This is a genomic window from Streptomyces sp. NBC_01016, from assembly GCF_026341035.1.
Lineage (GTDB): Bacteria > Actinomycetota > Actinomycetes > Streptomycetales > Streptomycetaceae > Streptomyces.
Genome location: NZ_JAPEOQ010000002.1, coordinates 3,710,866 through 3,736,838 on the forward strand (window position 1 = coordinate 3,710,866; position 25,973 = coordinate 3,736,838).

The following is a 25,973-nucleotide window of genomic DNA, read 5'->3' on the forward strand; positions in this document are numbered from 1 at the left end:
GCGGTGGGCGCGTCCACGCGGTGGGATCGGTCGCGGAGTACCCGCACATCCGTGGTCCGTCCGCCGGGCCCGCCGAGAGGATCCGCATGGGCCGCACCGCGTCCTGGCCGACCGCCGCCGTCGCCGCGGCCACATTCGCCTTCGGGGCCCTGATGTGCCCCGCGGCCTGGGCCGATGACAGCGATCCGGCGTGGGACACGGACACGTCATGGACCGAGAGCCCGCCGGTGGCCGACACGTCGGGAACGTTGGAGCTCGTGCCCGCCGACCCGGGGCCGGGAGCGAGCGTCACGGCGAGTACGAGCGCCTGCGGCGAGGACCTGACCGCGACGGGGGACGCCGACAGTCTCGGGGCGGGTGAGTTCCCCTTGCAGACGGCGACCCAGGAGGGCTCGGTCACGGGCCAGTTCAAGGTGCCGACGGGCGCCAGGTCCGGCACCTTCCCGATCACCGTGATCTGCGAGAGCGGCACCGAGGTGCGGCAGACGCTCACCGTGTCGGGGCGCGGCGGCACCGAACTGGGTGGGGTCAATGCCGGTGACGGCGGCTCGCTTGGCACGCTCAGCGTCGCGCAACTCGCCCTGGGCGGTGTCCTCATCACCGGCGCGCTGATCGCGGCCGGGCACTACGCACGCCGCCGCGCCCAGGAGGCCTGAAGGTCCCGGGCGCGGCGGCGGTCTCGAACTTCCTTAGCCCTTGCGGGACTTGACGTCCTCGGTCAGGGCGGGGACGACGTCGAAGAGGTCGCCGACGACGCCGTAGTCGACGAGGTCGAAGATCGGGGCCTCGGCGTCCTTGTTGATCGCGACGATCGTCTTCGAGGTTTGCATGCCGGCGCGGTGCTGGATCGCACCGGAAATGCCGGAGGCGATGTACAGCTGCGGCGAGACACTCTTGCCGGTCTGGCCGACCTGGTTGGAGTGCGGGTACCAGCCCGCGTCCACCGCGGCGCGCGAGGCACCGACGGCCGCGCCGAGGGAGTCGGCGAGCGCCTCGATGACCGAGAAGTTCTCGGCACCGTTGACACCACGGCCACCGGAGACCACGATCGCGGCCTCCGTCAGGTCCGGACGCCCGGTCGACTCACGCGCGGTGCGCGAGGTCACCTTCGTGCCCGTCGCCTGCTCCGAGAACGACACGGTCAGCGCCTCGACGGCACCGGCGGCCGCGGCCGGCTCGACGGCGGCGGAGTTGGGCTTGACGGTGATGACCGGCGTGCCCTTCGAGATGGTCGACTTGGTGGTGTACGAGGCGGCGAACACCGACTGCGTCGCCACCGGACCGCCGTCGCCGGCCTCCAGGTCGACGGCGTCGGTGATGATGCCGGACCCGATACGCAGCGCCAGACGCGCGGCGATCTCCTTGCCCTCCGCGGAGGACGGCACCAGCACCGCGGCCGGGGAGACCGCGTCGTAGGCGGCCTGCAGCGCGTCCACCTTCGGCACGACGAGGTAGTCGGCGTACTCGGCGGCCTCGTGGGTGAGGACCTTGACCGCGCCGTGCTCGGCGAGCACGGCCTGCGTGTCGGCGGCACCGTTGCCCAGCGCGACGGCGACCGGGGCGCCGATGCGGCGGGCCAGCGTCAGCAGCTCCAGGGTGGGCTTGCGGACGGCACCGTCCACGTGGTCGACAAAGACCAGAACTTCAGCCATGACTGTTCTTCTCCAACTTCCGCTGTCTCAGGTGAACTTCTGGTGCTCAGATGAACTTCTGGCCCGCGAGGAACTCGGCGAGCTGCTTGCCGCCCTCGCCCTCGTCCTTGACGATCGTGCCCGCGGTGCGCGCCGGACGCTCATCGGCGGACGCGACCTTCGTCCAGGCACCCTCCAGACCCACTTCCTCGGCCTCGATGTCCAGGTCGGACAGGTCCCACGCCTCGACCGGCTTCTTCTTCGCCGCCATGATCCCCTTGAACGAGGGGTAACGCGCCTCACCGGACTGGTCCGTCACCGACACGACCGCGGGAAGCGAGGCCTCCAGCTGCTCGGAGGCGGTGTCACCGTCGCGGCGGCCCGACACCTTGCCGTCGGCCACGGCGACCTCGGACAGGAGCGTCACCTGCGGCACACCGAGACGCTCGGCGACCAGCGCCGGCACGATGCCCGCGGCGCCGTCGGTGGAGGCCATGCCGGAGACGACCAGGTCGTAGCCGGCCTTCTCGATCGCCTTCGCCAGCACCAGCGAGGTGCCGATCGCGTCCGTGCCGTGCAGGTCGTCGTCCTCGACGTGGATCGCCTTGTCCGCGCCCATCGACAGCGCCTTGCGCAGCGCGTCCTTGGCGTCCTCGGGACCCACGGTCAGGACGGTGATCTCCACGTCGTCGGCGTCGCCCTCGTAGTTTTCCGAGATCTGAAGCGCCTGCTCCACCGCGTACTCGTCGAGTTCCGACAGCAGACCGTCGACATCGTCACGGTCCAACGTCAGGTCATCGGCGAAACCCCGGTCGCCCGTGGCGTCCGGCACGTACTTCACGGTGACAACGATCCTCAAGCTCACGCCGACTCCTTCACAGCCCTGCAGTTCTCCTGCAAGCGTCCAACTACTCCCGTCAACGTATGGCACTCAGTTCCCTCTGTAAAGGTACCTAGTGCCAAGGGTGACCTTCCGGTGTTACGTTCCCGGCATGAGCGAGGCGCGCGAGGTCAACGGGTCACAGAAGAAGGCACCCATGCGGGAGGTGCTGGCCGAAGCGGCGTTCCAGCTGTTTCTGGAGCGCGGGTTCGAGCGGACGACCGTGGACGACATCGTGGCGCGGGCCGGTGTGGGACGGCGGTCGTTCTTCCGCTACTTCCCGTCGAAGGAGGACGTGGTCTTCCCGGACCACGAGAGCTGCCTCGCCGACATGACGGCCTTCCTGGAGGCCGCGAGCGACGAGAGCGATGCCGTGGACGTGGTGTCCGACGCCGCGCGCCTGGTGCTGCGCGTCTACGCCACGAACCCCGAATTCTCCGTTCAGCGCTACAAGTTGACCCGCGAGGTGCCGGGCCTTCGGACGTACGAACTGTCCGTCGTGCGACGCTACGAGCGCATGCTCGCCGGGTATCTGCGGCGGCGCTGGGCCGACGCGGAGGACGGCGCGCTGCGCGCGGAGGTGGTGGCGGCGTCCGTCGTCGCCGCGCACAACAACGGCCTTCGCTCCTGGCTGCGTTCGGGCGGCGAGGGCGACGCCGAGGTCGCGGTGGACCGCGCGCTGCTGCTCGTACGACGGACGTGGGGCGAGGGCGGCGAGGGGGCGGCCGCGCCCGAGCCCCCGCAGGAGGACGTCGTCGTGATGGTGGCGACGAAGGGGGCCCCGATGTGGCGGGTCATCCAGCGGGTGGAATCGGCGCTGCGGGACGAATGAAAACGGAGCCCGAAGCAACTTGATGGTACTCAGTGTCTTTACCGGCTGGCACTGAGTGTCATACGCTGAGAGTGCGTCGAGGCACCGCCGCCCGGCGCGCGCCGGCGAGTGCGGGAGGCCGAAGGATGTCAGTGATGTCAGGGACGTTCACGAGTGGCATCGGTGTCATGGCGCCGAACGGTGTCGAGGGCACCGCGGAAGCGGAGTCCGGATTCCCTTATCAGCGCTGCCGTTGGTGCCGCACCCCGTCCTTCCGGCGGATGCTGTGTCCGGTCTGCGCGTCGAGCGAGCTGACGACCGAGCACAGTGCGGGGCCCGGCGTCGTGGTCCAGTCCCGCGTCGTCAACCGCGGCACCGGAGTCGCGCGCAACGAGGCGCTGGTCCGCTTCCCCGAGGACTTCATCGTGCCCTGCCGCATCGTGGGTACCGCACCGCACATGGTGTGGCTGGGCGCCACCGTGCGCCCCGTGGCCAACGCGGCCGCCGATTCCGGTGAGGTCTTCTTCGAGCTCGAGGACGACTTCCACGTCGACTACGACCTGCGCTGACCGCGAGTGCGCGGGCGTCACATGGCCCGCGCCCCCGACTTGATCGCCTCACGGATCCGGTTGTACGTGCCGCAGCGGCACACATTGCGGATCGCGTCGAGGTCCGCCTCGGTGATCTCGCGGCCCTCGTCCCGCACTTTGCGCACCGTGGCGACGGCGGCCATGATCTGGCCCGGCTGGCAGTAGCCGCACTGTGCCACGTCGCGTTCCAGCCAGGCCTCCTGCATCGGGTGCAGCTCGCGGCCGACGGTGGCGGGCAGCCCCTCGATCGTCGTCACCTCGTCCTCCTCGCCGACCTGTGACACCGGCACCGAACACGGGTTGAACGCCTTGCCGTTGATGTGCGACGTACAGGCCTGGCATACGCCGATTCCGCACCCGTACTTGGGTCCTGTGACGCCGAGCAGATCGCGCAGCACCCACAGCAGCCGCACGTCGTCCTCGGCCTCGACGGTGATCCGCTCGCCGTTCAGCGTGAAAGTGTGGCGCGGCATCGGGGTATCAGGTCTCCTCGGTAGTCGGGGGAAAGCGGGACCCTGCTCAGTACGCCCGGTCGAGCCCGTCCGTCGGTGACTGCGGTGTCGACGGCTCGCGCGGCAGCGGCTCGAACGCGAGCTCCGCGTGGTCGATGGGGAAGCGCGTCGGCAGCGTGCCGGTCGCCCGCGCGTAGGCGCACGCGACGGCGGCGAAGGCGGGCGCAACCCCCAACTCCCCGGCGCCCGAAGGCTTTTCGCCGGTGTTCGGCATCACGATCACCCGGAGCTCGGGCGGGGTGTTCCACTGCCGCGTATAGAAGTAGTTGTCCCAACTGCCCTCCAGCGGAAGGCCGTCCTCGATGTGCAGGCTGGAGGTGAGTGCCATGGCGAGGCCGTCATTGAAGCAGCCCATCATCTGCGCGCCCAGGCCCCGCGGGTTGATCGCGAACCCGGCGTCCACCACGATCAGCGCCTTCGTGACCCGCGGTCCCGTCACCCCGTCCTTGACCTTGCGACCGACGGTCTCCGGCCGACAGTCGATCTCCGCGAGGATCGCGACGGCACCCCGGTACTCGGTGTGCAGGGCGATCCCTTGCGCCACCCCGTCGGGCAGCGACCGGCCCCACTCGCCCTCCTCGGCCGCCTTGTCGAAGACGGCGCGCAGCCGGTCGTCCTTGAGGAACGAGCGCCGGAACTCCACCGGGTCCCGGTCCATCTTCCGCGCCAGCTCGTCGACCATCAGCTCCCGCGCGCACGCCACGTTCGGCGAGTAGATGTTGCGCATGCTGCCGGTCGCGAACTTGAGTGGTACCTCGCTGAGCAGTTGCGTGGTGACACCGAAGTCGTACGGGGTGGTCTGCGTGAGCGTGAAGATGGTCTCGGCGAAGGTGAGGTTGCCGGCCACGGGCAGCTTCGCGGCCGTCGACGTGATCATCTCGCCGAGCCCGTGCCCGAAGTCGGTCTCCGAACTGGCGTGCCGCTGCTCGTAGCTGAGGACTTCCTTGCCGGTGTACGTGGCGCGCACGCGCGAGACCGACATCGGGTGGGCGCGGCCGTGCCGGAAGCTGTCGGTGCGCGACCAGGACAGCTTGACCGGCTTGCCGATCTTCTGCGAGATCTCCGCCGCCTCGGCCGCGACGTCGTGGAACAGATGCCGGCCGAACGAGCCGCCGCCCTCCACCACATGCACCGTCACGGCGTGCTGAGGCAGGCCGAGCCTCGTCGCGATGTCGCGCTGGGCGACGATCGGGACCTTCAGGCTCGACCAGATCTCGGCACGTCCTTCGCGCACGTCGGCGATGGCGTTGTCCGGCTCCAGCGGGCTGTTGCTGGCGAACGCGAAGATGAACTCGGCGTCGAGTTTCTTCGTCAGGACCGGCGGCACGATCATCGGGGGAGTGGCCGCCTTGAGTTTCCGCTCCACCGAGTCGTCGGACTCGCCGTCGACGTCGCCCGGACCCCAGTCGACGTCCAACTCCCGTAGTGCGTCGATGCATTGGCCGAACGTCTCGCCGCGCACCGCGACGCCGTGCTTCAGCGTCGCCACGTCCGTGATGCCGGGCATCCGCCGCACGGCGTCCGCGTTGCGCACCGTCCGCACGGTCCCGCCGAGCGTCGGCGGCCTGCGCACCATGGCGGGCTTGGCGTCGGGAACCTCGTAGTCCATGCCGAACTTCTTGCGCCCGGTGACGGCCTCCAGCGCGTCGACGCGGTTCTGTGGTGTGCCGAGGACCTTGAACTCGGACCGCTCCTTCAGTGGCGCCGCCGCCACCCGCAGCGACTGACCGCTCGCCGCCGCCTTCGCGAGGGAGCCGTACGCGGCGCGCTTCGCCGAGGAACCGGAGCCGTACGAGACGACACCTTCCTGAGTGCTCAGTTCCGAGGTCGCGACGCCCCACTGCCGCGCCGCCGTGGCGATCAGTCGTTGCCGGGCGAGGGCGGCCGCGGTGCGCACGGGTAGGTAGATGCTGCGCATCGAGTTGGAGCCGCCGGTGAGCTGGTTCATCAGCAACTCGGGGCGGGCGTCGGCCAGGGAGACCCGTACGGCGTCGAGCGTCAGGTCCAACTCCTCCGCGATCATCATCGCCACCGCGGTGGTCATGCCCTGCCCGACCTCGGCCCGCGGCACCGCGAACGAGGCGGTGCCGTCCTCGTGCACGCGTACGGTGATCAGGCCCGCCGTCGGGGCCGCCGCGAGATTCTGCATGTCACCGAGGTCGAAGAGCTCCTCGGGCTGCGGCGGCGAGGGCACCGCCGCCTCGGCCTCGGCGGGGTCCGCGGCGTCCAGGGCGAACCGGGCGCCCACGGCGAGCGTCGGCGCGGCCAGCAGATAGGCGAGCACTCTGCGCCGCCCCGGAGCGCCGGACGTCGACGGTTCGTCGTGCTGAGGTGAGCGACTCTGCTCGGCCATACGGCGGTCCTCCGGAACGCGGGCGGGTGCTGGGCCCTGTCGTTTGGATCAGGTTCTCGGGCGGGATCGGCCCGGCATCACCGCGGAGCCTGACACGCCGCCCGCGCGCCCGACATGGACACGGCACGTTCCTCGCCGCTGGTCCACAGGACCGTCACACTTGCCGCGCGTACGCCTCAGGAGCCGTCGGTCCGCGCCGCCTCCTCGGCGATCCGGTCGAACTGGGCGCCCATCGCCTCGGCCAGCGCCTGCGCGGCGGACAGCGGACGCACCATCACCATGAAGTCGTCGATCAGGCCGTCCTCGTCGAAGTGCAGGAAGTCGGCGCCGGTGATCTTCCGCTCGCCGACCCGCGCCTCGAAGACGAGCACGTGATCCCGCCCGCCGGGCTCGCCGATCTCCCGCACGTAGTGGAAGTCCTCGAAGACGCGGGTGACGCCGCGCAGGATCGCCGCGGTGATCGCCTTGCCCGGGTAGGGCTTGAACACGACCGGGCTGGTGAAGACCACGTCCTCGGCCAGCATGGCCTCGACCGCGTCGAGATCGTCCTTCTCCACGGCTGCACGGAAGGGATGCACGGGTGCCACCTCGGTTCCTCGCCCACTGGGTCATAGGCAACAAGTTGAATAGGTGCGGGTGACAGTAATCGCATCGCTGTATGGTGTCCACATGTCGCTCAAGTACGCCGTCCTGTCCGCCCTGCTGGAGGGCGAGGCCTCCGGGTACGACCTGGCGAAGATTTTCGACGTCTCGGTGTCGAACTTCTGGGCGGCGACGCCGCAGCAGCTCTACCGGGAGCTGGACCGGCTGACCGCCGACGGGCTGATCGACGCGCGGATGGTGTCGCAGGAGCGCAGGCCGAACAAGCGGATGTTCACGCTGTCCGGGGCCGGCCGCGCCGACCTGGCCGCGTTCACGCAGCGGCAGCCCAAACCGCTCGCGCTGCGCGACGAACTCATGGTGAAGGTGCAGGCCGTCGACGTCGGCGAGCTCGATGCCGTCCGCGCGCACATCGAGGAGCGCATGGACTGGGCGCGCGGGAAGCTCGCCCGCTACGAGCGGGTGCGGCGGCATCTGCTCGGCGAGCTGGACGAGGACGACTTCCTCGCCGACGGGGAGCGCGTCGGACCGTATCTGACGCTGCTGCGCGGCATCTCCTTCGAGGAGGAGAACCTGCGCTGGGGGCGGCGCGTCCTGGAGATCCTGGAGCGCCGCACCGCCCGCGCGGCTCAGGCCTCGGGCGCCCCGGGTTCCTTGAGGGAGTCGGGCTCCCTGAGCTGAAGCCCGTTCTCCCAGATCTTGTTGAGCGTCGTCACCAGCTTCTCGTACGGGATGCGCTGGCCGAGGACGAACACCATGTACGCCATGCGGCTCACCATGACGGACAGGGCGTGCGCCGTCACCAGCGGGTCGAGGGCCGGGTCGGCGGCGCCGGAGTCCTGCAGGGAGCGGATCAGCTTGGCGTTGCGGCGCGCGAACGCGTTGCCCCGCTCGATGCGCAGCTGCTTGAACGTCTCGTCGACCTGGGCGACCTGCTCGAAGAGTGCCATGAGGCGGGCGTTCTTCTTGTAGGCGCGCAGGTACTCGCGATTCGACGCGTCGATCATCTCGCGCGGATCGGTGATGCCCGTGCGCTCGCGCAGATGCGGGTGGAGCATCTCCTCCTGCACCTGCGCGACGAGTGCCTGGAAGATCTCTTCCTTGCTGTTGAAGTACGTGTAGAACGAGCCGGACGCGACATGCGCGGCCTTGGAGATGTCCGTGATCCGGGCGTCAAGATACCCGTCGCGCTCGAACACCTCACGGGCGGCGACGACCAGCGCGTTGCGCGTGCGGACGCCTCGGGCGCTGCGTGGTGTGATGGGTTGCTTCTGTCCGCCGTCTGCGGCCGGGGCGTGGGCAGCCAACGCGGGTCCCTTCGTTCGTGTTTCCACTGGTGGACGAGCATCCGTCAGGAGTGTGCACCCACCGGTGGCTGCGGATCGTATCAGCAGGCAGCCGCGAGAAACTCCAGGAGAGCGGCGCTGACCGCACCGGCCCGCTCCTGCTGGATCCAGTGCCCCGCCCCGTCGAGCACGACGCGCCCGCGCAGATCGGTCAGCACCTCCTCAAGCCGGTCGGCGGGCATGAACTGCCCCACCGGGTCCGCGGATCCGGTGACGAACAGCGAGGGGCAGTCGATGGTGCGTCCGTCGAGGTGCTCCGTCAGCTCCCAGGTGCGGTCCATGTTCCGGTAGTAGTTGAGGCCGCCGGTGAATCCGGTGCGCTCGAACTCCGTTACGTAGTAGGCGAGTTCCTCCTCGCTCAGCCACGCAGGCGGCGGGAACTTCTCGTCCGGGCGCTCGGCCCACTCGGCCGACCAGATCTCCCGCGTCACCAGCGTCCTGCGCACGTTCTGCGCGAGGGCACGGTCGGCGACACCCGGCTCCTGGAACCACACGATGTAGAAGGCGTCACCGAGCCGTCGGTGCATGACGGGCACGGGCGCCACGGGGGAGCGCGGAGTCGCCGGCACACTCATCCCCACGACGCCCCGCACCCGCTCCGGGTGCGCCAGGGCCATCTGCCACACCACCATCGCACCCCAGTCGTGCCCCACGAACACCGCGTCGTCCGCGCCCACGGCGTCGAGCAGCCCGACGAGGTCCGCGCAGATGGTGAGTGTGTCGTACGCGTCGACATCCGCGGGACGCGAACTCCCGCCGAACCCTCGCATGTCCGGGGCGAGCACCCGGTACCCCGCCGCGCCGAGCGCGAGCACCTGGTGGCGCCACGAGAAGGCCAGCTCCGGGAAGCCGTGACAGAGCACCACCAGTGGCTTGTCCGTATCGGCCGGGCCGTGCTCGAAGACGCGCAGCGAGATCCCGTTCACATCGACCTGTCGCGCGCTCACGCCCTTCCACTCGGTCAGGGCTGTGGGGGCACTCATATGGGCATCTCCTCGATCTCGGCACCGGGTGACAACTTGAACAGTGCCTGTTCAAGGGCGTGTTCAAGGTATTGAAGTTGACGTTGGGTTCAAATATACAGGGGGCGGCCGCAGGGCCGCAGCGGTCGTGACATGTTTGGACGACGGAGGAGCCCCGCACGTGAATCCGCCCACCGCACAGCCCAGAAAAGGCGCCGAGCAGGCAGCCGCCGAGACAGCTCCGGCGCGCGCCTCGGGCAAGCTACTTGCCGCGGGACTCATCGGCAGTTCCATCGAGTGGTACGACTTCTTCCTCTACGGGACGGCCGCCGCGCTGGTCTTCCCGCAGGTCTTCTTCCCCGACTCGTCGGCGCTGACCGGCACCCTGCTGTCGTTCAGCACCTTCTGGGCGGGCTTCGTCGCCCGGCCGATCGGCGGTGTCGTCGCGGGACACCTCGGCGACCGGCACGGCCGCAAGGCCATGGTCGTCCTCTCCATGGCGCTCATGGGCGCCTGTACCTTCCTGATCGGCTGCCTGCCGGGAGCCGGGGTCCTCGGCGGCGCCGCACCGCTGCTCCTGGTGCTGCTCCGCTTCGTGCAGGGCCTCGCCTGCGGCGCCCAGTGGGGCGGCATCGCGCTGCTGCTCACCGAGTCGGCGTCACCCAAACGCAAGGGGTACGCGGGCACCTTCGGGCAGATGGGCGTCTCGCTCGGTGTGTTCCTCGGCAACGGGGTCTTCCTGCTGGCCGGCACGGTCACCTCGGACGAGGCGTTCATGAGCTGGGGCTGGCGCATTCCGTTCCTGGTCAGCGCGGTGCTGCTGCCCGTCGTGATGTACGTGCAGAACAAGGTGGAGGACTCGCCGGAGTTCCGGCGGCTCTCCGAGGAGGCCGCAGCCAAGAGTTCCAAGGCGAAGGTGGCACGGGCGCCCGTCGTCGAGGTGCTCCGCACCAAGTGGCGCACCGTGCTGCTCGCGGCCGGACTCCTCGCCGGCACCAACTGCCTCTTCTACATCAGCATCGCGGGCGTCATCAGCTACGCCGCCGAGCACCTCGGCCTCGACAAGGACTCCATCCTCCTGGTCGCGATGCCGGTCACCGCGGTCGGCGCCCTGTTCGTGCTGTGGGCGGGATGGCTGTCCGACCGGGTCGGGCGGCGGCCCACAGTGCTCGTCGGGGCCGCCATCATCGTGCTGTGGGCGTTCCCCTACTTCTGGCTGGTCAACACCGCTTCGCTGCTGTGGCTCGGCGTCGCCGTGCTGATCGGCGGCTTCGGCCAGTCCCTCACGTACGGGCCGCTCGCCGCGTACATCGGTGAACTCTTCGAGCCGCGGGTGCGCTACTCCGGCGCCTCGCTCGCCTACCAGATCGCCGCCCTGACCATCAGCGGCGGCACCCCGCTCATCATGACCGCGATCATCGGCGGCACCGGCGGCACCACCTGGGTGTCCGTGTTCATCGCGGTGATGGGCCTGCTCACCTTCGGCTGCGCCTGGGTGCTGCGCGAGACCAACCCGCGCGAGGTGCGCGAGGACCCGACAGCGGTGCCGGGCGCCGCGGAAGGAGCGCGATCGTGACGACGAGCGAGAAGGACCTGGCGTACGCCGAGCGGCGCGGCGCCGTGACCGTGGTGACACTCAACCGCCCCGACCGGCTCAACGCCTGGACCAACGAGCTGGAGGACCGCTACTTCGCGCTCCTCGACGAGGCGGAGGCCGACCCCGAGGTGCGCGCGGTCGTCGTGACCGGGGCGGGCCGCGGGTTCTGCGCGGGCGCCGACATGGCCGAGCTGGAGCGGATCGGCTCCGCCGACGCGGCGAGCGAGGAACGACCGAAGAGGGAGCGGCCCCGCTGGTTCCCGCTGAGCCTGCGCAAGCCGCTGATCGGCGCGATCAACGGGGCGGCGGCGGGGCTCGGCCTCGTCGAGGCCCTGTACTGCGACATCCGGTTCAGCACGCCGGACGCCAAGTTCACCACGTCGTTCGCGCGCCGCGGGCTGATCGCCGAGTACGGGATCGCGTGGCTGCTGCCCCGCATCGTCGGGCCCGCGCGCGCGGCGGACCTGCTGTTCTCGGGGCGGGTCGTGCGCGGCACGGAGGCGTACGAGATGGGGCTCGTCAACCGGGTCGTCGAGCGGGACGCGCTCCTCGACGAGGCGGTCGGCTACGCCACGGAGCTGGCGACCTGGTCGTCGCCGACGTCGATGAGTGTGATGAAGCAGCAGCTCAGCGAGGCGTTCGACACGGACTTCGAGGGGGCGGCGAGGCGGGCCGAGGCGCTCATGGAGGAGTCGTTCGGGCGGGCCGATGCGGCGGAGGGTGTGCGGAGTTATTTGGAGGGGCGGGAGCCGGCGTTCAGGCCACTGGGGCCGGCCTGAGTGTTGTTGCGGTCACCCCGGCGCGGGGTCGCGGGGCTCTGCCCCGGGCCCCGCGCCTCAATCGCCGGCGGGGCTTGAATGATCGGGGCTCTGCCCCGGACCTCGCTGGCTCTCGTCCAAGCGCGGGACTTGATATGCCGATGGCCCGGTCCCGAGGTTTTGAACTACATACGGAAGGTTCCGCATGCCCAACGCCTCCGCACCCGTCTGGGCCCACGCGGCCGTCGCCCCGGACCGGATCGCGTTGCGCGGTTCGACGGTGGCTACTTGGACGTACGGTCAACTGCGTGAACGCGCCTCCGCCGTAAGGGAGTTGCTGGACGCGCACCACGTCGGGCCCGGTGACCGGGTGCTGCTTGTCGCGCCGTCCGTGCCCGAGTTCGCCATGGCGTACTACGGGATCCTCGGCGCGGGCGCCATCGCGGTCACCGCCAACACCATGGCCACCGAGCGCGAGTTGACGTACATGGCGCGGGACGCGGACGTTCGGCTCGTCCTGGCGTGGACCGCGCTCGCCCCGGCGGCCCGGCGCACGGCCGACGAACTCGGGGTGCCGTTCCGGGAGATGAGGGAAGGGCTGGCAGGCATCGCGCATGCCTCCGCCACGCCCGAGCCGCACCCCGTCGACGCCGATGACACCGCCGCGATCCTCTACACCTCCGGCACCACGGGCAAGCCCAAGGGTGCCCAGCTCACCCACGGAAATCTCGCATCGTGCGCCGCCATCTTCTGCGACATCCACGCCATCGGCGCCGACGATCGCGCCGTCACGGGGCTTCCGCTCTTCCATGTGTTCGGGCAGGCCTGCGTGATGGGGACGACCATGCGTGCGGGTGGCTCGCTCACCCTGCTCGAGCGGTTCGATGCCGGTTCGATGATGGCGCTCATCCGGCGGGACCGGCCCACCTTCATCGCGGGCGTGCCGACCATGTGGAACGCCCTGCTGCGGGCCACCGACGAGGCGGGAGCCGACTTCGCGGGCCTGCGTCTCGCCTCCTCCGGCGGGGCCTCCCTGCCCGTCGAGGTCATGCGGGCCTTCGAGAAGCGGTTCGGGTGCACCATCGTCGAGGGGTACGGCCTCACCGAGACCACGGGCGCCGCCACCTGTCATCTCGCGGGGGAACCGGCCAGGCCGGGGACCGTGGGGCGCGCGCTGCCGGGCTGCGCGGTCGCCGTCCGCGACGACGAGGGAGCCGAGCTGCCGCAGGGGGAGGTGGGCGAGGTGCACATCAAGGGGCCCGTCGTGATGAAGGGGTACTGGAACCGGCCCGACGCGACCGGGGAGGCCCTCGACGCCGACGGCTGGCTGCGCACCGGCGACCTCGGCTCCCTCGACGCCGAAGGCGATCTGCGCATCGTCGACCGCAAGAAGGACCTCGTCATCCGAGGCGGCTACAACGTGTACCCGCGCGAGGTCGAGGAGGTGCTGTACGAGCACCCCGACATCGTCGAGGCCGCCGTCATCGGCGTGCCCGACCCGCACTACGGCGAGGAGGTCGCGGCCGTCGTCGCCCTGCGCCCAGGCGCCGCGCTCGACATACAGGCGTTGCGGGCCTGGGCCAAGGAGCGGCTGTCCGCCTACAAGGTTCCCCATCTGCTCGCCGTGGTCGACGAGTTGCCGAAGGGTGCCACCGGCAAAATTCTCAAGCGTGCCATCGACCCGGCTGTCGTCACCGGGGGCCGGGTGTGACATCGCCGACCTCCTCGGCACTCCAGAAATCTCTAGAACTTGACGTCGGATTCAAGTACGGTGAGTGCCACGCACCGGGTGGGACGAAGGAAGCGAAGGAGCGGACAGCGGGATGTTGATCAACGACAAGGTCGCGATCGTGACGGGAGCCGCCGGAGGCATCGGTGCCGCCGTCGCCCAGCGCCTCCTGGAGGCCGGCGCCCGAGGTGTACTGCTCACCGACCTCGACGCGGCCCGCTTGGACGAGACCGTGCAGCGGCTCGCCGAGAGCCATGGGGAGCGGGTCGCGGGCCGGGCGGGGGATGCCGGTGACACCGAGCACCTGCGCGGCCTCATCGCGGCGGCGGAGGAGGACTTCGGACCCGTCGACCTGTACTTCGCCAATGCCGGGATCAGTGGCGCGGCGGGCCTCGACGCGAGCGAGGACGAGTGGAGCCGCGCACTCGACATCAACGTGATGGCGCACGTGCGCGCCGCGAAGCTGCTCGTGCCGGGCTGGGTGGAGCGCGGCGAGGGCTACTTCTTCAGCACCGCGTCGGCGGCGGGCCTGCTCACGCAGATCGGCTCGGCGACGTACGCGGTCAGCAAGCACGCCGCGGTTGCCTTCTCCGAGTGGCTCTCGGTCACGTACGGGGACGAGGGTGTGCGTGTGAGCTGCCTGTGCCCGCAGGGCGTCGAGACCGAGCTGCTCATGGCGGGTACCCGCTCCTCCGACCCCACCGAGCAGGCCGCGGCGCGCGCCGTGCTGGACGCCGGGAACCTGCTCAAGCCGCTCGACGTGGCCGACGAGGTGGTGGCGGCCGTCGGTGACGAGCGCTTTCTCGTGCTGCCGCACCAGCAGGTGCTCGACTTCTACCGCCACAAGGGCAGCGATTACGACCGGTGGCTGCGCGGAATGCGCCGCTACCAGAAGTCCGTGCGATGACCGCACGCAGCGCCGTCCTCTTCGACTTCGGCGGCGTCCTCACCACGAGCCTCGCCGAGGGCTTCGAGGAGCTGGGGCGCGAACTCACCGGTGATCCCGGCCTGTTGCGCCGACTCCTGACGCAGGACAAGGAGAGCAGCGCGCTGCTCGTGGCGCACGAGAAGGGGCTCATCGGGCAGCGGGAGTTCGAGGACGGCCTCGCGGCGCGGCTGCGGAGCCAGGGCGCCGACGTCGAGGGGCCCGGACTTGTGGACCGCATGATGGGCGGGTTGAAACCCGACGAGGAGATGGTCGCGCTCGTCGCGAAGGTGCGCGCGCACGGACTCCGCGTCGGCCTGCTCTCCAACTCCCTCGGCGACAACTGCTACGCGGGCTTCGACCTGCCCGCGCTGTTCGACGCCGTCACCATCTCCGGCGAGATCGGAGTCCGCAAACCCTCGCGGCGCGCCTACGCCATCGCCTGCGAACGCCTCGGCGTCGCACCCGAACAGACCGTCATGGTCGACGACCTGGAACAGAACATCACCGGCGCCGCACGCATCGGCATCGCAGGCATCGTGCACCGCGACGCCGCGACCACGAGCGCCGAGCTGGGCCGCCTGCTGGGGCCTTCGGGCCGCATGTGACACCGTAAGAAAAGACTTGGGAGGAACCACTCGTGTACGAACAGTCCGCCAGGGGCCAGGAGTACCAGGACAAGCTGCTCGCCTTCATGGACGAGCACATCTACCCCGCGGAGGCGGTCTACGCCGCGCAGATGGCCGAGTCCGGCGACCCGCACTTCCACCCGCCGGTCATCGAGGAGCTGAAGACCGAGGCGAAGAAGCGCGGCCTGTGGAACCTCTTCCACCCGCACCCCGAGTGGGGCCCCGGACTCACCAACCTCGAGTACGCGCCGCTCGCCGAGATCATGGGCCGCAGCGCGGGCCTGGCACCCGAGGCCACCAACTGCAACGCGCCGGACACCGGCAACATGGAGGTCCTCACGCTCTTCGGCACCGAGGAGCACAAGGAGAAGTGGCTCAAGCCGCTGCTCAACGGTGAGATCGCGTCCGCGTTCGCCATGACCGAGCCCGCGGTGGCCAGTTCGGACGCCAGTAACATCCAGATGCGGATGGAGCGCGACGGCGACGACTACGTACTCAACGGCCGCAAGTGGTGGACCTCCAACGCCCTGCACCCCAACTGCAAGGTCCTCATCGTCATGGGCAAGACGGACCCCGACGGGCCCGCCTTCCGCCAGCAGTCGATGATGGTCGTGCCGATCGACACCCCCGGTGTCACGATCGTGCGCGGACTGCCCGTCTTCGGCTACCAGGACCGCGAGGGCCACGCCGAGGTCCTCTTCGAGAACGTACGGGTCCCGGCCACCGCCCTGCTCTCCGGTGAGGGCGACGGATTCCTGATCAGCCAGGCCCGGCTCGGCCCCGGCCGCATCCACCACTGCATGCGCTCCATCGGCATGGCCGAGCGCGCCCTCGACCTGATGATCGACCGGGCCCAGTCCCGGACGACCTTCGGCTCCCCGGTCGCCGACCGCGGCAACATCCAGGACTGGATCGCCGAGGCCCGCATCGAGATCGACATGGCGCGGCTGCTCACCCTCAAGGCCGCATACCTGATGGACACCGTCGGCAACAAGGAAGCGCGCACCGAGATCGCCGCGATCAAGGTCGCCGCGCCGAACGTCGCGCTCAAGGTCGTCGACCGCGCCATCCAGGTGCACGGCGGCGGCGGCGTCTCCGACGACTTCCCGCTCGCCAGCATGTACGCGCACCTGCGCACCCTGCGCCTGGCCGACGGCCCCGACGAGGTGCACAAGCGGACGATCGCCCGGCGCGAGCTGCGCCGTCGGCAGAAGGAACGGGGTGAGAAGTGACCTCTCCGGAGGCCTCTTTGCACGGACGGGTCGCGCTCGTCACCGGCGCGTCGCGAGGCATCGGCCTCGCGGCGGCCGGCGCCCTGCGCGACCGCGGCGCCCGCGTCGTGGTGACCTCGCGCGACGAGGAGCGTGCCAAGGACGCGGCCCGTCAACTCGGCGACAATGTCGAGGGGTTCGGGGCGCACGCCACCGACGAGGACGCCGCGCGCGCCTGTGTCGAGCACGTCGTGGAGACGTACGGCCGCCTCGACATCCTCGTCAACAACGCCGGTACGAACCCGGCGTACGGCCCGATCGTCGACCAGGACCACGCGCGCTTCGCCAAGACCATGGACGTCAATCTGTGGGCGCCGATCCTGTGGACGTCGCTCGCGGTGAAGGCGTGGATGGGCGAACACGGCGGCGCCGTCGTCAACACGGCCTCGATCGGGGGACTTTCGGTCGCCAAGGACGTCGGGATCTACCACGTCTCGAAGGCCGCCCTGATCCACCTCACCAAGCACCTCGCCCTCGAACTCGGCCCCAAGGTACGGGTGAACGCCATCGCCCCCGGCATCGTGCGCACCCGCCTCGCCGAGGCGCTCTGGCAGGACAACGAGGAGGCCGTGGCGGGCGCGACACCGCTCGGCCGGATCGGCGAACCCGAGGACATCGGCGAGGCCGTCGCCTTCCTCGCCGGTGAGGGCGCCCGCTGGATCACGGGGGAGACCCTCGTCGTCGACGGTGGCCAACTGGTCGGATCCGGCCCGCTGTAAAGGCGTGATGGATGGGGGTGGTCCTCCAGGTGAAGCGTGCGCGAGGATGGAGGCATGACCGCGGCCCAGCGCGCCATGACCGAGCTCGGGACATGGCCCACCCTGGTAAGTGGCCCGCCCCGGTGCTCGGTTGGGCACGCGTTTCGCGCGGCGGGCCACGACCTCGTGCACTTCCACGCCGACGACTGCGCCGATCTGTACCTGACGTCGCCGGTCGTGCAGCGACTGCTGCCCCAACTGCGACACAACAGCGCCATCAGGGTGCAACCGGGGGCCTCCTGGATTACCGTGCTTCTCGAATGCGACACGGATGTGCAGCTGTTGCTGAGCCTGGTGAGCGTCGCTCTGAAGGAACACGATGCGCACGCCTGCCCCTCACCTCCGTGTGACTGGGAGCGCGGCTAACGGCTAGCGGCTGACGGCGAGAGGCGAGCACCTGATGCGCAAGATCGTTTTCATGATGGGCGTGTCCCTCGACGGCTATATGGAGGGCCCCGACCGCGAGATCGGCTGGCACCGGGTCGACGAGGAACTGCACCAGCACATGAACGACGTGTGCCGCACCTTCGGCGGCATCCTCAGCGGGCGCGTCACGCACGAGCTGATGGCCGAGTACTGGCCCACGGCGGACAAGGACCCCGAGGCCTCGCCGGCCACCGTCGACTTCGCGGGTGTCTGGCGCGAGGTGCCGAAGATCGTGTTCTCCCGGACGCTGAAGCCCGGGCCCGCGGAGTGGCACACCACCGTCATGCCGGAAGTGGTGCCCGAGGCGATCCGCGCCCTCAAGGAACAGCCGGGCGGCGACCTGGTCATCGACGGGGCGAACCTGGCGACGACGTTCCTGGAGCACGACCTCGTGGACGAGTTCCGGGTCTACGTCCATCCGGTCCTGGTCGGCGCGGGCACCCCGATGTTCCACCCCGGCAAGACCCTCACCGAGCGCCCGCTGCGCCTCGCGGAGACGCACACGTTCGGGAACGGTGTCGTCCTGCTGCGGCACGAGCGCGACCGGGACTGAGGGCCTCTGAGCGATATCGCCGTGGGCGAAGTGCCGGGCGCGGCCGTCACGGGCGCTCGTACGGTGGGCCGATGAGCATCCAGGAGAGCCGCCGCCCCCGTTCCGCTCCGGCCCAGGAATCCGCCCCGGCCCAGGAGCCGCTGTGGCGCCATGTCGTCGGCGGGGTGCTGCGGCGGCGCAGGCGGGCGCAGGGGCGGACGTTGCAGGACGTGGCGGACGTCGCCGGGATCTCGATGCCCTACCTGTCGGAGATCGAGCGTGGCCGCAAGGAGGCCTCGTCGGAGATGCTGGCAGCCGTGGCAGGTGCGCTCGGGCTCGGGCTCGTCGACGTACTCGTCCTCGCGCAGGGGGAGTTGGCGCAGGCGGTGCGGCCGGTCCGGCTGGTCTCCACGACCGGCGTGACCTCAGGCCAGGGCTCGCGGGGCACCGTCTGCCTCGCCGCCTGAGGCGGGCTCAGCCCTCTTCGAGGCCCTCTTCGAGGCCCTCTTCGAGGTGGCGCCGCAGCACAGGGACGTGGCTGTGCTCGATGTCCTTCACCGACGTCACGAGCGTCACCCGCCCGTGCCCGGCCAGCTCGCGCACGCGGTCCACGAGTTCGGCGCGCTCCGGTTCGGCGAGCTCCGCCGCGTAGCGCTCGGCGAACGTGTCGTACCGGTCCGCCTTGTCCTCGTGGTACCAGGAGCGCAGCTCCCTCGACGGCGCGATGTCCTTCAGCCACGCGTCGACATCGGCGCGCTCCTTCGAGATGCCGCGCGGCCAGAGCCGGTCGACCAGCAGGCGGGTGCCGTCGGCCGGGGCGGGCGGGTCGTAGACCCGGCGGACGGCGAAGGGGCCGGAGCCATGATGCTCGGTCATGGACCCATTGTGCTGCTTTCCTCCGCTTTGCGTCATTGGGTGCGTTGGTGCGCCGGAGCGCGCCCGGTGTCAGCCGTTCGGCTCACGCGCGATGGCGGAGCCCGGCGTTCCGTAGCGACAGTCGAGCATGACCCAAGCACCGTACGACCCGCAGACTCCCCACCGGACGCCCGGCGGTGACGCCCCGCAGGGGCAGGGCCCGCTCGGCAGACTCGCCCAATCCGCCTGGCAGGCCGTGCTGCTCATGGGTGTCGCCTCGGTGATCCTCGGGGTGCTCGTCCTGGTCTGGCCGGGCGTCTCGCTGCGCGTGGCGGGTGTTCTGTTCGGCGTGTATCTGCTGGTGAGCGGCATCTTCCAGCTCGTCGCCGCGTTCGGCACGCACGCGACGGCCGGGATGCGCGTCATCGGCTTCATCAGCGGCGCCCTGTCGGTGCTGCTGGGCCTGTTCTGTTTCCGCGATGCGATGGAGTCGACGCTGCTGCTCGCTCTGTGGATCGGCATCGGCTGGCTGTTCCGCGGCATCACGCAGACCGTCGCCGCGGCCTCCGACCCCGCGATGCCCACCCGCGGCTGGCAGATCTTCCTCGGCGTCATCACCGCGCTCGCCGGTGTCGTCCTGATCGTGTCGCCGTTCGAGACGCTCGCCGTCCTCACGCTGGTCACCGGCATCTGGCTGCTCGTGGTCGGCGTCGTGGAGATCGGCACGTCGTTCGCGGTGCGCAAGCGGGCGAAGGACATCCCGGCCGGGGTGTGACCGGAACCGCAGCCACGTAACGCATACGGCGAGGGCCCCGCTGAAGCAGCGGGGCCCTCGCCGTATGCGGGGTGGGGGAGTGCGCCTCAGACGCCCACGGCCTCCTCCAGCTCCTCTTCCTGTTCCTGGTCGCGCGCGGCCTCCCGCTTGTGCTTGTGCGCGGGGGCCGGCTCGACGGCCGCCGGAGTGTGGCGTCGGCGCTCGGCGAGGCCCGCCACCGTGATCATGGCCGCGCCCACGAGCAGCCAGGCCACGAGCGTCCAGATGTTGCGGGCCAGATCGTGCTGGCCGAAGTAGAGGAGGCTGCGGGCGCCCTCGACGTACCCCGCGCCGTTCCAGAAGCTGTGCAGGCTCCCGAAGAAGCCGTTCTGCAGCTCGGGCCGGAAGATCCCGCCGGAGCTGGTGAAGTTCAGCATCACGAACAGCACCATCACGCCGAGCGTCGTCCACTTCTTCAGGAACGTGTGCAGTCCTACGCCGATCAGCAGGACGCCCGCCGAATACAGCCACGTCATGCCCCACAGGCCCCACAGGTGGGTGTGCGCCAGGTGGAAGACGGGTCCCGCGAACGCCGCGCCGATCAGGCTGACCACGCCGGACGCGCCGACGACGAGCAGGGCACGGGTGCGCATCCGCAGCACGCCGCCCGCGCCGCCGATCACCGCGACCGAGGCGTACGAGCCGATGCTGACCGCCACGAGCAGGAAGAACAGGCCCTGCCCCGTCGGGTCGTCGTCCACCGAGGGCACCACGTCGGTCACCTTCAGGGGCGCGCCCTGCTCGGCGGCGACCGGCGTGAAGATCTTCTGGACGACGGAGACGGTGGTGTCGGACCCGGCCGAGGCCACGACGAGTTCGGGCTTGTCGCCGAGTACGTAGGCGCCGTCGATGTCCCGGGTCTCGAGCTGGTCGACCGCGGTGGAACGGGAGGTGAGCGTGCGGACGTCGAGCGCGTCGCCCGCCTTGTCCTTCACTGTCTGAGCGAAGACCTTCGCCTCCGGGCCCGAGCCGACGACGGCGATCGGCAGATGGTGCGGCTCGGGCGAGGCGAAGGCGCCGAGATAGGCGAGGCCCATGCCGACGCACATCAGGAGCGGGGTGAGCAGATGCGTCAGAACGTGGCGCAGCGCAGGTTCGCGCGTGCCGCTCATGAGCAGGACCTCCACGGTCGAATCGGTTGGCTTTTACAACTCTGGGAGCAGTTGTACTCTACAACCATGGAGAGGGTCGGAAGTCCCTGAGCGGGTGTGACCATGGACACCCGGAAGTGAAGCGGCAGGTCAGGCGGGGCGTGACAGGGGACGGCCCGCGGCGGCGTGCGCCGGTGGCGCGGACTCTTTGGCGTCGCCGTTCTCATACGTCCGAAGGCGCTCGCGCAGCGCGTTCATGCGCAGGCTCGTCTCGTACAGATAGCGGACCTTCGTCCGCATCATCCACGGCTCGATCGGCTTCACCACGTAGTCGGCGACGCCGAGCTCGAAGGCCCTGGCGGCGAGCTTGGTGTCCTGGCCCGCGCCGGTGATCAGCATGATCGGTATGTCCTGCGTCTGTTCGAGGCGCGTCATGTAGTGCGCGACCTCGAAGCCGCCGACGTCGGGCATCAGCACGTCGAGCAGGACCAGGCCGATGCCGCCGCGCAGGACGGTCTTGAGTGCGTCGTCCCCGGTCTGGGCCCGGACGATCGGATAGCCGAGCGGAGCCAGCGCACTCTCCATCGCGAAGAGGGTGTCGTCCCGGTCGTCGACGACGAGGATCCTCGGCCGTGCAGCGGTGGGCATCGCGGGGCGCCTCCCCTCGTCGGCACCGACAGCATATGCCCGAATCAACGGGAGGGAAGGGCTCGCTCAGTCCTCTCCGCGCACCAGATTCCAGTCCGTGTCACGGTCGTTGGCGTCACCAGAGGGCTCGCGTCCGTCGCGCCGCGCGGCCCTGCAGGTGCGGATCCTGCCCTTGACCTCGCGCTTGGTCTCTGCGGGGTACGGAGCGCGCTCCTTTGTGTTCATGATCGGATCCCTCTCCGACCGATATCCGATGGATTTCGGTCGAGTTCGGCTGTAGACGGTTCTGTAGACGCCACGTTCGGGGCTGCTCTGCGCGCCTTCTCGGCGGCCGGCTCAGTCGGTCTTCGGCGCCGGACGCGCGGCGCAGTGCGTCGCGAACGGATGCCCGGCCGGGTCGGAGTACAGGCGCATCTCGTTCGGGCCGCGCGCACCACGGGTCTCCAGCGGGCGGGCGCCCAGGCCGATGAGATGGCGCTCCACCTCGTCGAGGTTCTCCTGGTCCACCACGAAGTCGAGATGGGCCTGCTGCGAGTCGTCGGGGCGCGGCCAGCTGGGCGGGGCGGCGTTCAGATCGCGGCGGAAGGCCATGCGCATGCCCTGCTCGCCGACGATGTCGATGCGGTTGCTGCCGGGCAGTGTCTCGATCTCGCCGCCCAGCAACGTTTGGTAGAACTCGGCCAGTTCCTCGGGTTCCGCACAGTCCAGAACCAGCACTCCAGCCCGCACCAAACTCATGTCTCCTCCTCCGTCGCACCCCCGTGGCGCGTCGGTGCGCCGAGTACCCCGCGAGGGCGGTGCCAACCGGGTTTCCCCGGTGCCCGACTGGTCACCCGGCCTCCGGCAGTTTCCTCGAAGCGAAAGGTCCCGGCATGAGCACCAAGGTCGCCGATCACGTCCTCGACCGCCTGCGCGCCTGGGGTGTGGAACAGGTCTTCGGGTATCCGGGCGACGGCATCAACGGCCTGCTCGCCGCCTGGGGACGGGCCGACAACCGGCCCGAGTTCGTGCAGGCGCGGCACGAGGAGATGGCCGCCTTCGAAGCGGTCGGCTACGCGAAGTTCAGCGGCCGCGTCGGCGTCTGCGTCGCCACGTCAGGACCCGGCGCGATCCACCTCCTGAACGGTCTGTACGACGCCAAGCTCGACCACGTACCGGTCGTCGCCATCGTCGGGCAGACCGCGCGCAGCGCCATGGGCGGCTCGTACCAGCAGGAGGTCGACCTGCACACGCTGTACAAGGACGTCGCCTCCGACTTCGTGGAGACCGTCAACGTCCCCGAGCAGCTGCCCAACGTCCTCGACCGGGCCGTCCGCACCGCATACGCGCGCCGCGCCCCCACCGCCGTGATCATCCCGGCGGACGTGCAGGAACTCGACCACACCCCGCCCCCGCACGCGTTCAAGATGGTGCCCTCCAGCCTCGACCGCAGCTCGTGGACCGCCGAGCCCGCGCAGGAAGCGGTGGAACGGGCCGCCGAGGTGCTCAACGCGGGCGACAAGGTGGCCATCCTCGTCGGCCAGGGCGCGGCCGGCGCGAAGGACGAGGTGCGCGAGGTCGCCGAACTCCTCGGCGCCGGAGTGGCCAAGGCCCTGCTCGGCAAGGACGTGCTCTCCGACGAACTCCCGTACGTGACCGGGGCGTCGGGCCTGCTCGGCACCCGCCCCTCCTACGAGCTGATGCGGGACTGCGACACCCTCCTCACCATCGGCTCCAGCTTCCCGTACGCGCAGTTCCTGCCCGAGTACGGCAAGGCGCGCGGCGTGCAGATCGACATCGACCCGCACATGATCGGCATGCGCTACCCGTACGAGGTGAACCTCGTCGGCGACGCCCGCGCGACGCTCAAGCGCCTGCTGCCGCTGCTGCGCCGCAACGAGGCCCGCGACTGGTTCGACGAGACCTGCGCCGGCGTCCGGCGCTGGCACGAAGTCATGGACCGCCGCGCCGGGTTGAGCGCCGACCCGATCAACCCGGAACACGTCGCCCGCGCCCTCGACCCGCTGCTCCCGGACAACGCGATCCTCACCTCGGACTCCGGCTCCGCCGCCAACTGGTACGCCCGCCACATCACCATGCGCGGCACGATGCGCGGCTCCCTGTCCGGCACCCTCGCCACGATGGGCTGCGGTGTCCCGTACGCGATCGGGGCCAAGTACGCCCATCCCGACCGGCCCGTCGTCGCGCTCGTCGGCGACGGTGCGATGCAGATGAACGGGCTCGCCGAACTCATCACCGCCGCCAAGTACCGGCACCGCTGGACCGATCAACGCCTCGTCGTCGGTGTGTTCAACAACCGGGACCTCAACCAGGTGACCTGGGAGCTGCGCGCCATGGGCGGCGCGCCGTCCTTCGAGCCCTCGCAGGAGCTCCCCGACGTCGACTACGCCGCGTTCGCCCGACAGTTGGGCCTTACCGGCATCCGCGTCGAGAAGCCCGCCGACGTCACCGAGGCCTGGAGCGCGGCGCTCGCCGCGGACGGGCCCGCCGTCGTCGATTTCCGCACCGACCCGTCCGTGCCGCCGATCCCGCCGCACGCGACGTGGGAGCAGATGGAGTCCACGGCCGAGGCGATCCTCAAGGGCGACCCGCAGAGCACGCACGTGGTCAAGCAGGGCTTCAAGGCGAAGATGCAGGAGTTCATGCCGGGCGTCGGCAAGCGCGGCCACTGACGTAGTTCGGGGTCCGACCTGAGACCGGTGGGGCCTTGCGGGCAGGGGGAGCGGCAGTGGACGCGCGGGACGCGCTGGGGGAGCGGGACGGCACGGCCGGGCAGGACGACACGGCCGGTCCGAGCTGGCCCGCGACGGCCAAGCACCGTCTGGGATTCCGTGTATTCGGCGTGGCCGTCGGCGGGCCGTGCGCCGCAGAGAGCGATTCCGTCCTCGACGCGCTGTGCGACAACCTCCGCTCAGTGGAGGACTTCACCGACGTGCATGCGGCCGCCGACCTGTTCCGCGTGATCTGACCCGCGCCCCGCTCAGCGCTCATGTACCGGCTTCGGCGCGTCCACCACATCCAGGAACACCTGATCGGCCTCGGGCCAGCGATCTCGCACCGCCCGCTTGACGCGCTCGAAGACCAGCTCCAGGCGCTCGCTCTCGATGCCGGGCGCGAGATCGACCCGCGCCGCGACCAGCGTCGAGTCCGTTCCCAGCTGCATCGTGTGCAGCGCCGCCACATTGTCGATCTCGGGCTGCTCGGCGAGGAGTTCGCGGATGCCGCGGTGCATCTCGGGGTCGCCGGCCTCGCCGATCAACTGGTCGCGGGCGCTCCTGCCGAGCCGGTACGCCACGTACACGAGCAGCACCCCGATGGAGAACGAGGCGGCCGCCTCCCACTCGATCCGCCCCGTCACCATGTGCAGCGTCATCCCACCCGCGGCGAGGAGCACGCCGATCACCGCCGTGCCGTCCTCGGCGAGGACCGTACGGAGCGCGGGGTCCGAGCCGATGCCCTCGCCCGGCTGGGTGCGCACCTGGTGCACGGCGCGGATCAGCGAGCTGCCCTCCGCGAGCAGTGCCACACCGAGGACCGCGAGCCCGGCGACGTACCCGCTGTGGGACTCCTCCTGGCCGCCCGACGTCAGCGCTTCGAACCCCTGGAAGAACGAGAAGCAGCCGCCCATCACGAAGATGCCGACGGCGGCGATCAGCGACCAGAAGAACCGCTCCTTGCCGTACCCGAACGGATGCCTGTGGTCGGCGGGCCGGCGGCTGCGCCGCAGCGCGGCCAGCAGGAACACCTCGTTGAGGCTGTCGGCCACCGAGTGCGCCGCCTCCGAGAGCAGCGCGGGTGACGCGGCGAACAGACCGCCGACGGCCTTGGCCACGGCGATCAGCAGATTGGCGGCGAGCGCCACCAGAACGGTGATCCGGGTCCGCCGGTCGTCTTCCTTGGAATTCTTCGCGGTCACGTCAACTCGCAGAGGGTGAGTGGAGTACAGGGGGAATTCTCGGGAACTCGGCGCCCCGAGGAGGTATTTACCGTGATTCCTGTTCTGCTGGTTCTGTTGCTCGCACTGTTGCTTTTCGGCGCGGGATTCGCCGTGAAACTGCTGTGGTGGGTGGCCATTGCCGTGCTGGTGGTGTGGCTGCTCGGATTCGTGATGCGCAGTACGACGGCGGGTGGATCGAGGTCACGATGGTACCGGTGGTGAGTAACCGAACCAGGTATCGATAAACCCCGGGACGAAACCTTTGAAGTGCCGTCCGGGCCGGTGGGAATGATCCGCGAAATACCGGCCCGGACGGCA

General features: G+C 70.0%; 31 protein-coding genes. 18 read left to right on the top strand and 13 right to left on the bottom strand.

Features of this window, described 5'->3' with window-relative positions:
* Nucleotides 1-86: 86 nt before the first annotated feature.
* Nucleotides 87-656: a hypothetical protein gene (locus tag OG746_RS43630; RefSeq protein WP_266724895.1), complete on the top strand. Its 570-nt coding sequence runs from the start codon at nt 87-89 to the stop codon at nt 654-656.
* Between the two features lie 33 nt (nt 657-689).
* Here the strand turns inward: OG746_RS43630 and OG746_RS43635 are convergent, their stop codons facing one another.
* Together OG746_RS43635 and OG746_RS43640 are read right to left on the bottom strand one after the other, a co-directional pair.
* On the bottom strand, nt 690-1,652 hold the full coding sequence (locus OG746_RS43635; protein ID WP_266724897.1) for an electron transfer flavoprotein subunit alpha/FixB family protein: 963 nt from the start codon (nt 1,650-1,652) through the stop codon (nt 690-692).
* Between the two features lie 46 nt (nt 1,653-1,698).
* On the bottom strand, nt 1,699-2,496 hold the full coding sequence (locus tag OG746_RS43640) for an electron transfer flavoprotein subunit beta/FixA family protein (protein ID WP_266724899.1): 798 nt from the start codon (nt 2,494-2,496) through the stop codon (nt 1,699-1,701).
* Nucleotides 2,497-2,623: 127 nt separating this feature from the next.
* Here OG746_RS43640 and OG746_RS43645 point away from each other — a divergent pair, with 127 nt between their 5' ends.
* Nucleotides 2,624-3,343 carry a TetR family transcriptional regulator gene (locus tag OG746_RS43645; protein ID WP_266724900.1) on the top strand — a complete coding sequence of 240 codons (720 nt, stop codon included), beginning with the start codon at nt 2,624-2,626 and terminating at the stop codon, nt 3,341-3,343.
* 134 nt (nt 3,344-3,477) lie between these two features.
* On the top strand, nt 3,478-3,891 hold the full coding sequence (locus OG746_RS43650; RefSeq protein ID WP_524540539.1) for a Zn-ribbon domain-containing OB-fold protein: 414 nt from the start codon (nt 3,478-3,480) through the stop codon (nt 3,889-3,891).
* A gap of 17 nt (nt 3,892-3,908) precedes the next feature.
* On the opposite strand, the gene OG746_RS43655 is transcribed toward OG746_RS43650, so the two are convergent.
* The 3 genes from OG746_RS43655 to OG746_RS43665 all read right to left on the bottom strand — a co-directional run bounded on the left by OG746_RS43655 (nt 3,909) and on the right by OG746_RS43665 (nt 7,355).
* Complete coding sequence (locus OG746_RS43655; RefSeq protein ID WP_266724901.1) at nt 3,909-4,385, bottom strand: (2Fe-2S)-binding protein; 477 nt, start codon at nt 4,383-4,385, stop codon at nt 3,909-3,911.
* 46 nt (nt 4,386-4,431) lie between these two features.
* On the bottom strand, nt 4,432-6,777 hold the full coding sequence (locus OG746_RS43660) for a molybdopterin cofactor-binding domain-containing protein (protein WP_266724903.1): 2,346 nt from the start codon (nt 6,775-6,777) through the stop codon (nt 4,432-4,434).
* A gap of 176 nt (nt 6,778-6,953) precedes the next feature.
* Nucleotides 6,954-7,355, bottom strand: a complete 402-nt coding sequence (locus tag OG746_RS43665) for a nuclear transport factor 2 family protein (RefSeq protein ID WP_266724905.1) — start codon at nt 7,353-7,355, stop codon at nt 6,954-6,956.
* A 91-nt stretch (nt 7,356-7,446) separates the two neighbouring features.
* Between OG746_RS43665 and OG746_RS43670 the strand changes: the two genes are divergently transcribed.
* Entirely contained in the window at nt 7,447-8,058 is a 612-nt protein-coding gene (locus OG746_RS43670) for a PadR family transcriptional regulator (protein ID WP_266724907.1), read from the top strand.
* Here OG746_RS43670 and OG746_RS43675 read toward each other — a convergent pair.
* Both OG746_RS43675 and OG746_RS43680 read right to left on the bottom strand, forming a co-directional pair.
* On the bottom strand, nt 8,007-8,684 hold the full coding sequence (locus tag OG746_RS43675; protein ID WP_266724909.1) for a TetR/AcrR family transcriptional regulator: 678 nt from the start codon (nt 8,682-8,684) through the stop codon (nt 8,007-8,009). The two genes, OG746_RS43670 and OG746_RS43675, sit on opposite strands and share 52 nt — an antisense overlap.
* Nucleotides 8,685-8,764: 80 nt before the next feature.
* Nucleotides 8,765-9,706 (bottom strand): alpha/beta fold hydrolase, encoded by a 942-nt coding sequence (locus tag OG746_RS43680; RefSeq protein WP_266724910.1) that lies wholly within the window; start codon nt 9,704-9,706, stop codon nt 8,765-8,767.
* Nucleotides 9,707-9,866: 160 nt separating this feature from the next.
* Here OG746_RS43680 and OG746_RS43685 point away from each other — a divergent pair, with 160 nt between their 5' ends.
* From OG746_RS43685 to OG746_RS43730, 10 genes are all read left to right on the top strand, one after another.
* The gene (locus tag OG746_RS43685; protein WP_266724912.1) at nt 9,867-11,261 is read left to right on the top strand and encodes an MFS transporter; all 1,395 of its coding nucleotides are present in this window, start codon (nt 9,867-9,869) and stop codon (nt 11,259-11,261) included.
* The gene (locus OG746_RS43690; protein WP_266724914.1) at nt 11,258-12,061 is read left to right on the top strand and encodes an enoyl-CoA hydratase-related protein; all 804 of its coding nucleotides are present in this window, start codon (nt 11,258-11,260) and stop codon (nt 12,059-12,061) included. Before OG746_RS43685 ends, OG746_RS43690 begins: the two co-directional genes overlap by 4 nt.
* A 184-nt stretch (nt 12,062-12,245) precedes the next feature.
* On the top strand, nt 12,246-13,751 hold the full coding sequence (locus OG746_RS43695; protein ID WP_266724916.1) for a long-chain-fatty-acid--CoA ligase: 1,506 nt from the start codon (nt 12,246-12,248) through the stop codon (nt 13,749-13,751).
* Nucleotides 13,752-13,863: 112 nt separating this feature from the next.
* Nucleotides 13,864-14,676: an SDR family oxidoreductase gene (locus OG746_RS43700; RefSeq protein WP_266724918.1), complete on the top strand. Its 813-nt coding sequence runs from the start codon at nt 13,864-13,866 to the stop codon at nt 14,674-14,676.
* Nucleotides 14,673-15,302, top strand: coding sequence for an HAD family hydrolase (locus OG746_RS43705; protein ID WP_266724920.1), 630 nt, complete (start codon nt 14,673-14,675; stop codon nt 15,300-15,302). Before OG746_RS43700 ends, OG746_RS43705 begins: the two co-directional genes overlap by 4 nt.
* Before the next feature lie 32 nt (nt 15,303-15,334).
* Nucleotides 15,335-16,555, top strand: coding sequence for an acyl-CoA dehydrogenase family protein (locus OG746_RS43710; protein ID WP_266724921.1), 1,221 nt, complete (start codon nt 15,335-15,337; stop codon nt 16,553-16,555).
* Nucleotides 16,552-17,313, top strand: a complete 762-nt coding sequence (locus OG746_RS43715) for an SDR family oxidoreductase (RefSeq protein WP_266724922.1) — start codon at nt 16,552-16,554, stop codon at nt 17,311-17,313. Before OG746_RS43710 ends, OG746_RS43715 begins: the two co-directional genes overlap by 4 nt.
* A gap of 54 nt (nt 17,314-17,367) precedes the next feature.
* The gene (locus OG746_RS43720) at nt 17,368-17,718 is read left to right on the top strand and encodes a luciferase domain-containing protein (protein ID WP_266724923.1); all 351 of its coding nucleotides are present in this window, start codon (nt 17,368-17,370) and stop codon (nt 17,716-17,718) included.
* A 34-nt stretch (nt 17,719-17,752) separates the two neighbouring features.
* Nucleotides 17,753-18,331, top strand: a complete 579-nt coding sequence (locus OG746_RS43725; protein ID WP_266724925.1) for a dihydrofolate reductase family protein — start codon at nt 17,753-17,755, stop codon at nt 18,329-18,331.
* Nucleotides 18,332-18,402: 71 nt separating this feature from the next.
* On the top strand, nt 18,403-18,777 hold the full coding sequence (locus OG746_RS43730) for a helix-turn-helix domain-containing protein (protein ID WP_266724927.1): 375 nt from the start codon (nt 18,403-18,405) through the stop codon (nt 18,775-18,777).
* Between the two features lie 7 nt (nt 18,778-18,784).
* On the opposite strand, the gene OG746_RS43735 is transcribed toward OG746_RS43730, so the two are convergent.
* The gene (locus OG746_RS43735; protein WP_266724928.1) at nt 18,785-19,186 is read right to left on the bottom strand and encodes a DUF488 domain-containing protein; all 402 of its coding nucleotides are present in this window, start codon (nt 19,184-19,186) and stop codon (nt 18,785-18,787) included.
* A 127-nt stretch (nt 19,187-19,313) separates the two neighbouring features.
* On the opposite strand from OG746_RS43735, the gene OG746_RS43740 reads away from it, so the two are divergent.
* Complete coding sequence (locus OG746_RS43740) at nt 19,314-19,940, top strand: HdeD family acid-resistance protein (RefSeq protein ID WP_266724930.1); 627 nt, start codon at nt 19,314-19,316, stop codon at nt 19,938-19,940.
* 86 nt (nt 19,941-20,026) lie between these two features.
* Here OG746_RS43740 and OG746_RS43745 read toward each other — a convergent pair whose 3' ends face one another.
* The 4 genes from OG746_RS43745 to OG746_RS43760 form a co-directional block, all read right to left on the bottom strand.
* Complete coding sequence (locus tag OG746_RS43745; RefSeq protein WP_266724932.1) at nt 20,027-21,091, bottom strand: hypothetical protein; 1,065 nt, start codon at nt 21,089-21,091, stop codon at nt 20,027-20,029.
* Between the two features lie 129 nt (nt 21,092-21,220).
* Nucleotides 21,221-21,718, bottom strand: coding sequence for a response regulator (locus tag OG746_RS43750; RefSeq protein ID WP_266724934.1), 498 nt, complete (start codon nt 21,716-21,718; stop codon nt 21,221-21,223).
* Nucleotides 21,719-21,784: 66 nt separating this feature from the next.
* Nucleotides 21,785-21,943 (bottom strand): hypothetical protein, encoded by a 159-nt coding sequence (locus OG746_RS43755; protein ID WP_266724936.1) that lies wholly within the window; start codon nt 21,941-21,943, stop codon nt 21,785-21,787.
* A 111-nt stretch (nt 21,944-22,054) separates the two neighbouring features.
* Nucleotides 22,055-22,456, bottom strand: coding sequence for a VOC family protein (locus OG746_RS43760; protein WP_266724938.1), 402 nt, complete (start codon nt 22,454-22,456; stop codon nt 22,055-22,057).
* A 134-nt stretch (nt 22,457-22,590) separates the two neighbouring features.
* Between OG746_RS43760 and OG746_RS43765 the strand changes: the two genes are divergently transcribed.
* Nucleotides 22,591-24,390 carry a thiamine pyrophosphate-requiring protein gene (locus OG746_RS43765; protein ID WP_266724940.1) on the top strand — a complete coding sequence of 600 codons (1,800 nt, stop codon included), beginning with the start codon at nt 22,591-22,593 and terminating at the stop codon, nt 24,388-24,390.
* Nucleotides 24,391-24,446: 56 nt separating this feature from the next.
* The gene (locus OG746_RS43770) at nt 24,447-24,686 is read left to right on the top strand and encodes a hypothetical protein (RefSeq protein ID WP_266725807.1); all 240 of its coding nucleotides are present in this window, start codon (nt 24,447-24,449) and stop codon (nt 24,684-24,686) included.
* A gap of 12 nt (nt 24,687-24,698) precedes the next feature.
* Here the strand turns inward: OG746_RS43770 and OG746_RS43775 are convergent, their stop codons facing one another.
* A complete protein-coding gene (locus tag OG746_RS43775; protein WP_323179750.1) occupies nt 24,699-25,634 on the bottom strand; it encodes a cation diffusion facilitator family transporter in 936 nt (311 codons plus the stop codon).
* 72 nt (nt 25,635-25,706) lie between these two features.
* Here OG746_RS43775 and OG746_RS43780 point away from each other — a divergent pair, with 72 nt between their 5' ends.
* Entirely contained in the window at nt 25,707-25,877 is a 171-nt protein-coding gene (locus OG746_RS43780) for a hydrophobic protein (RefSeq protein ID WP_266724941.1), read from the top strand.
* The last annotated feature ends 96 nt before the right edge of the window (nt 25,878-25,973 follow it).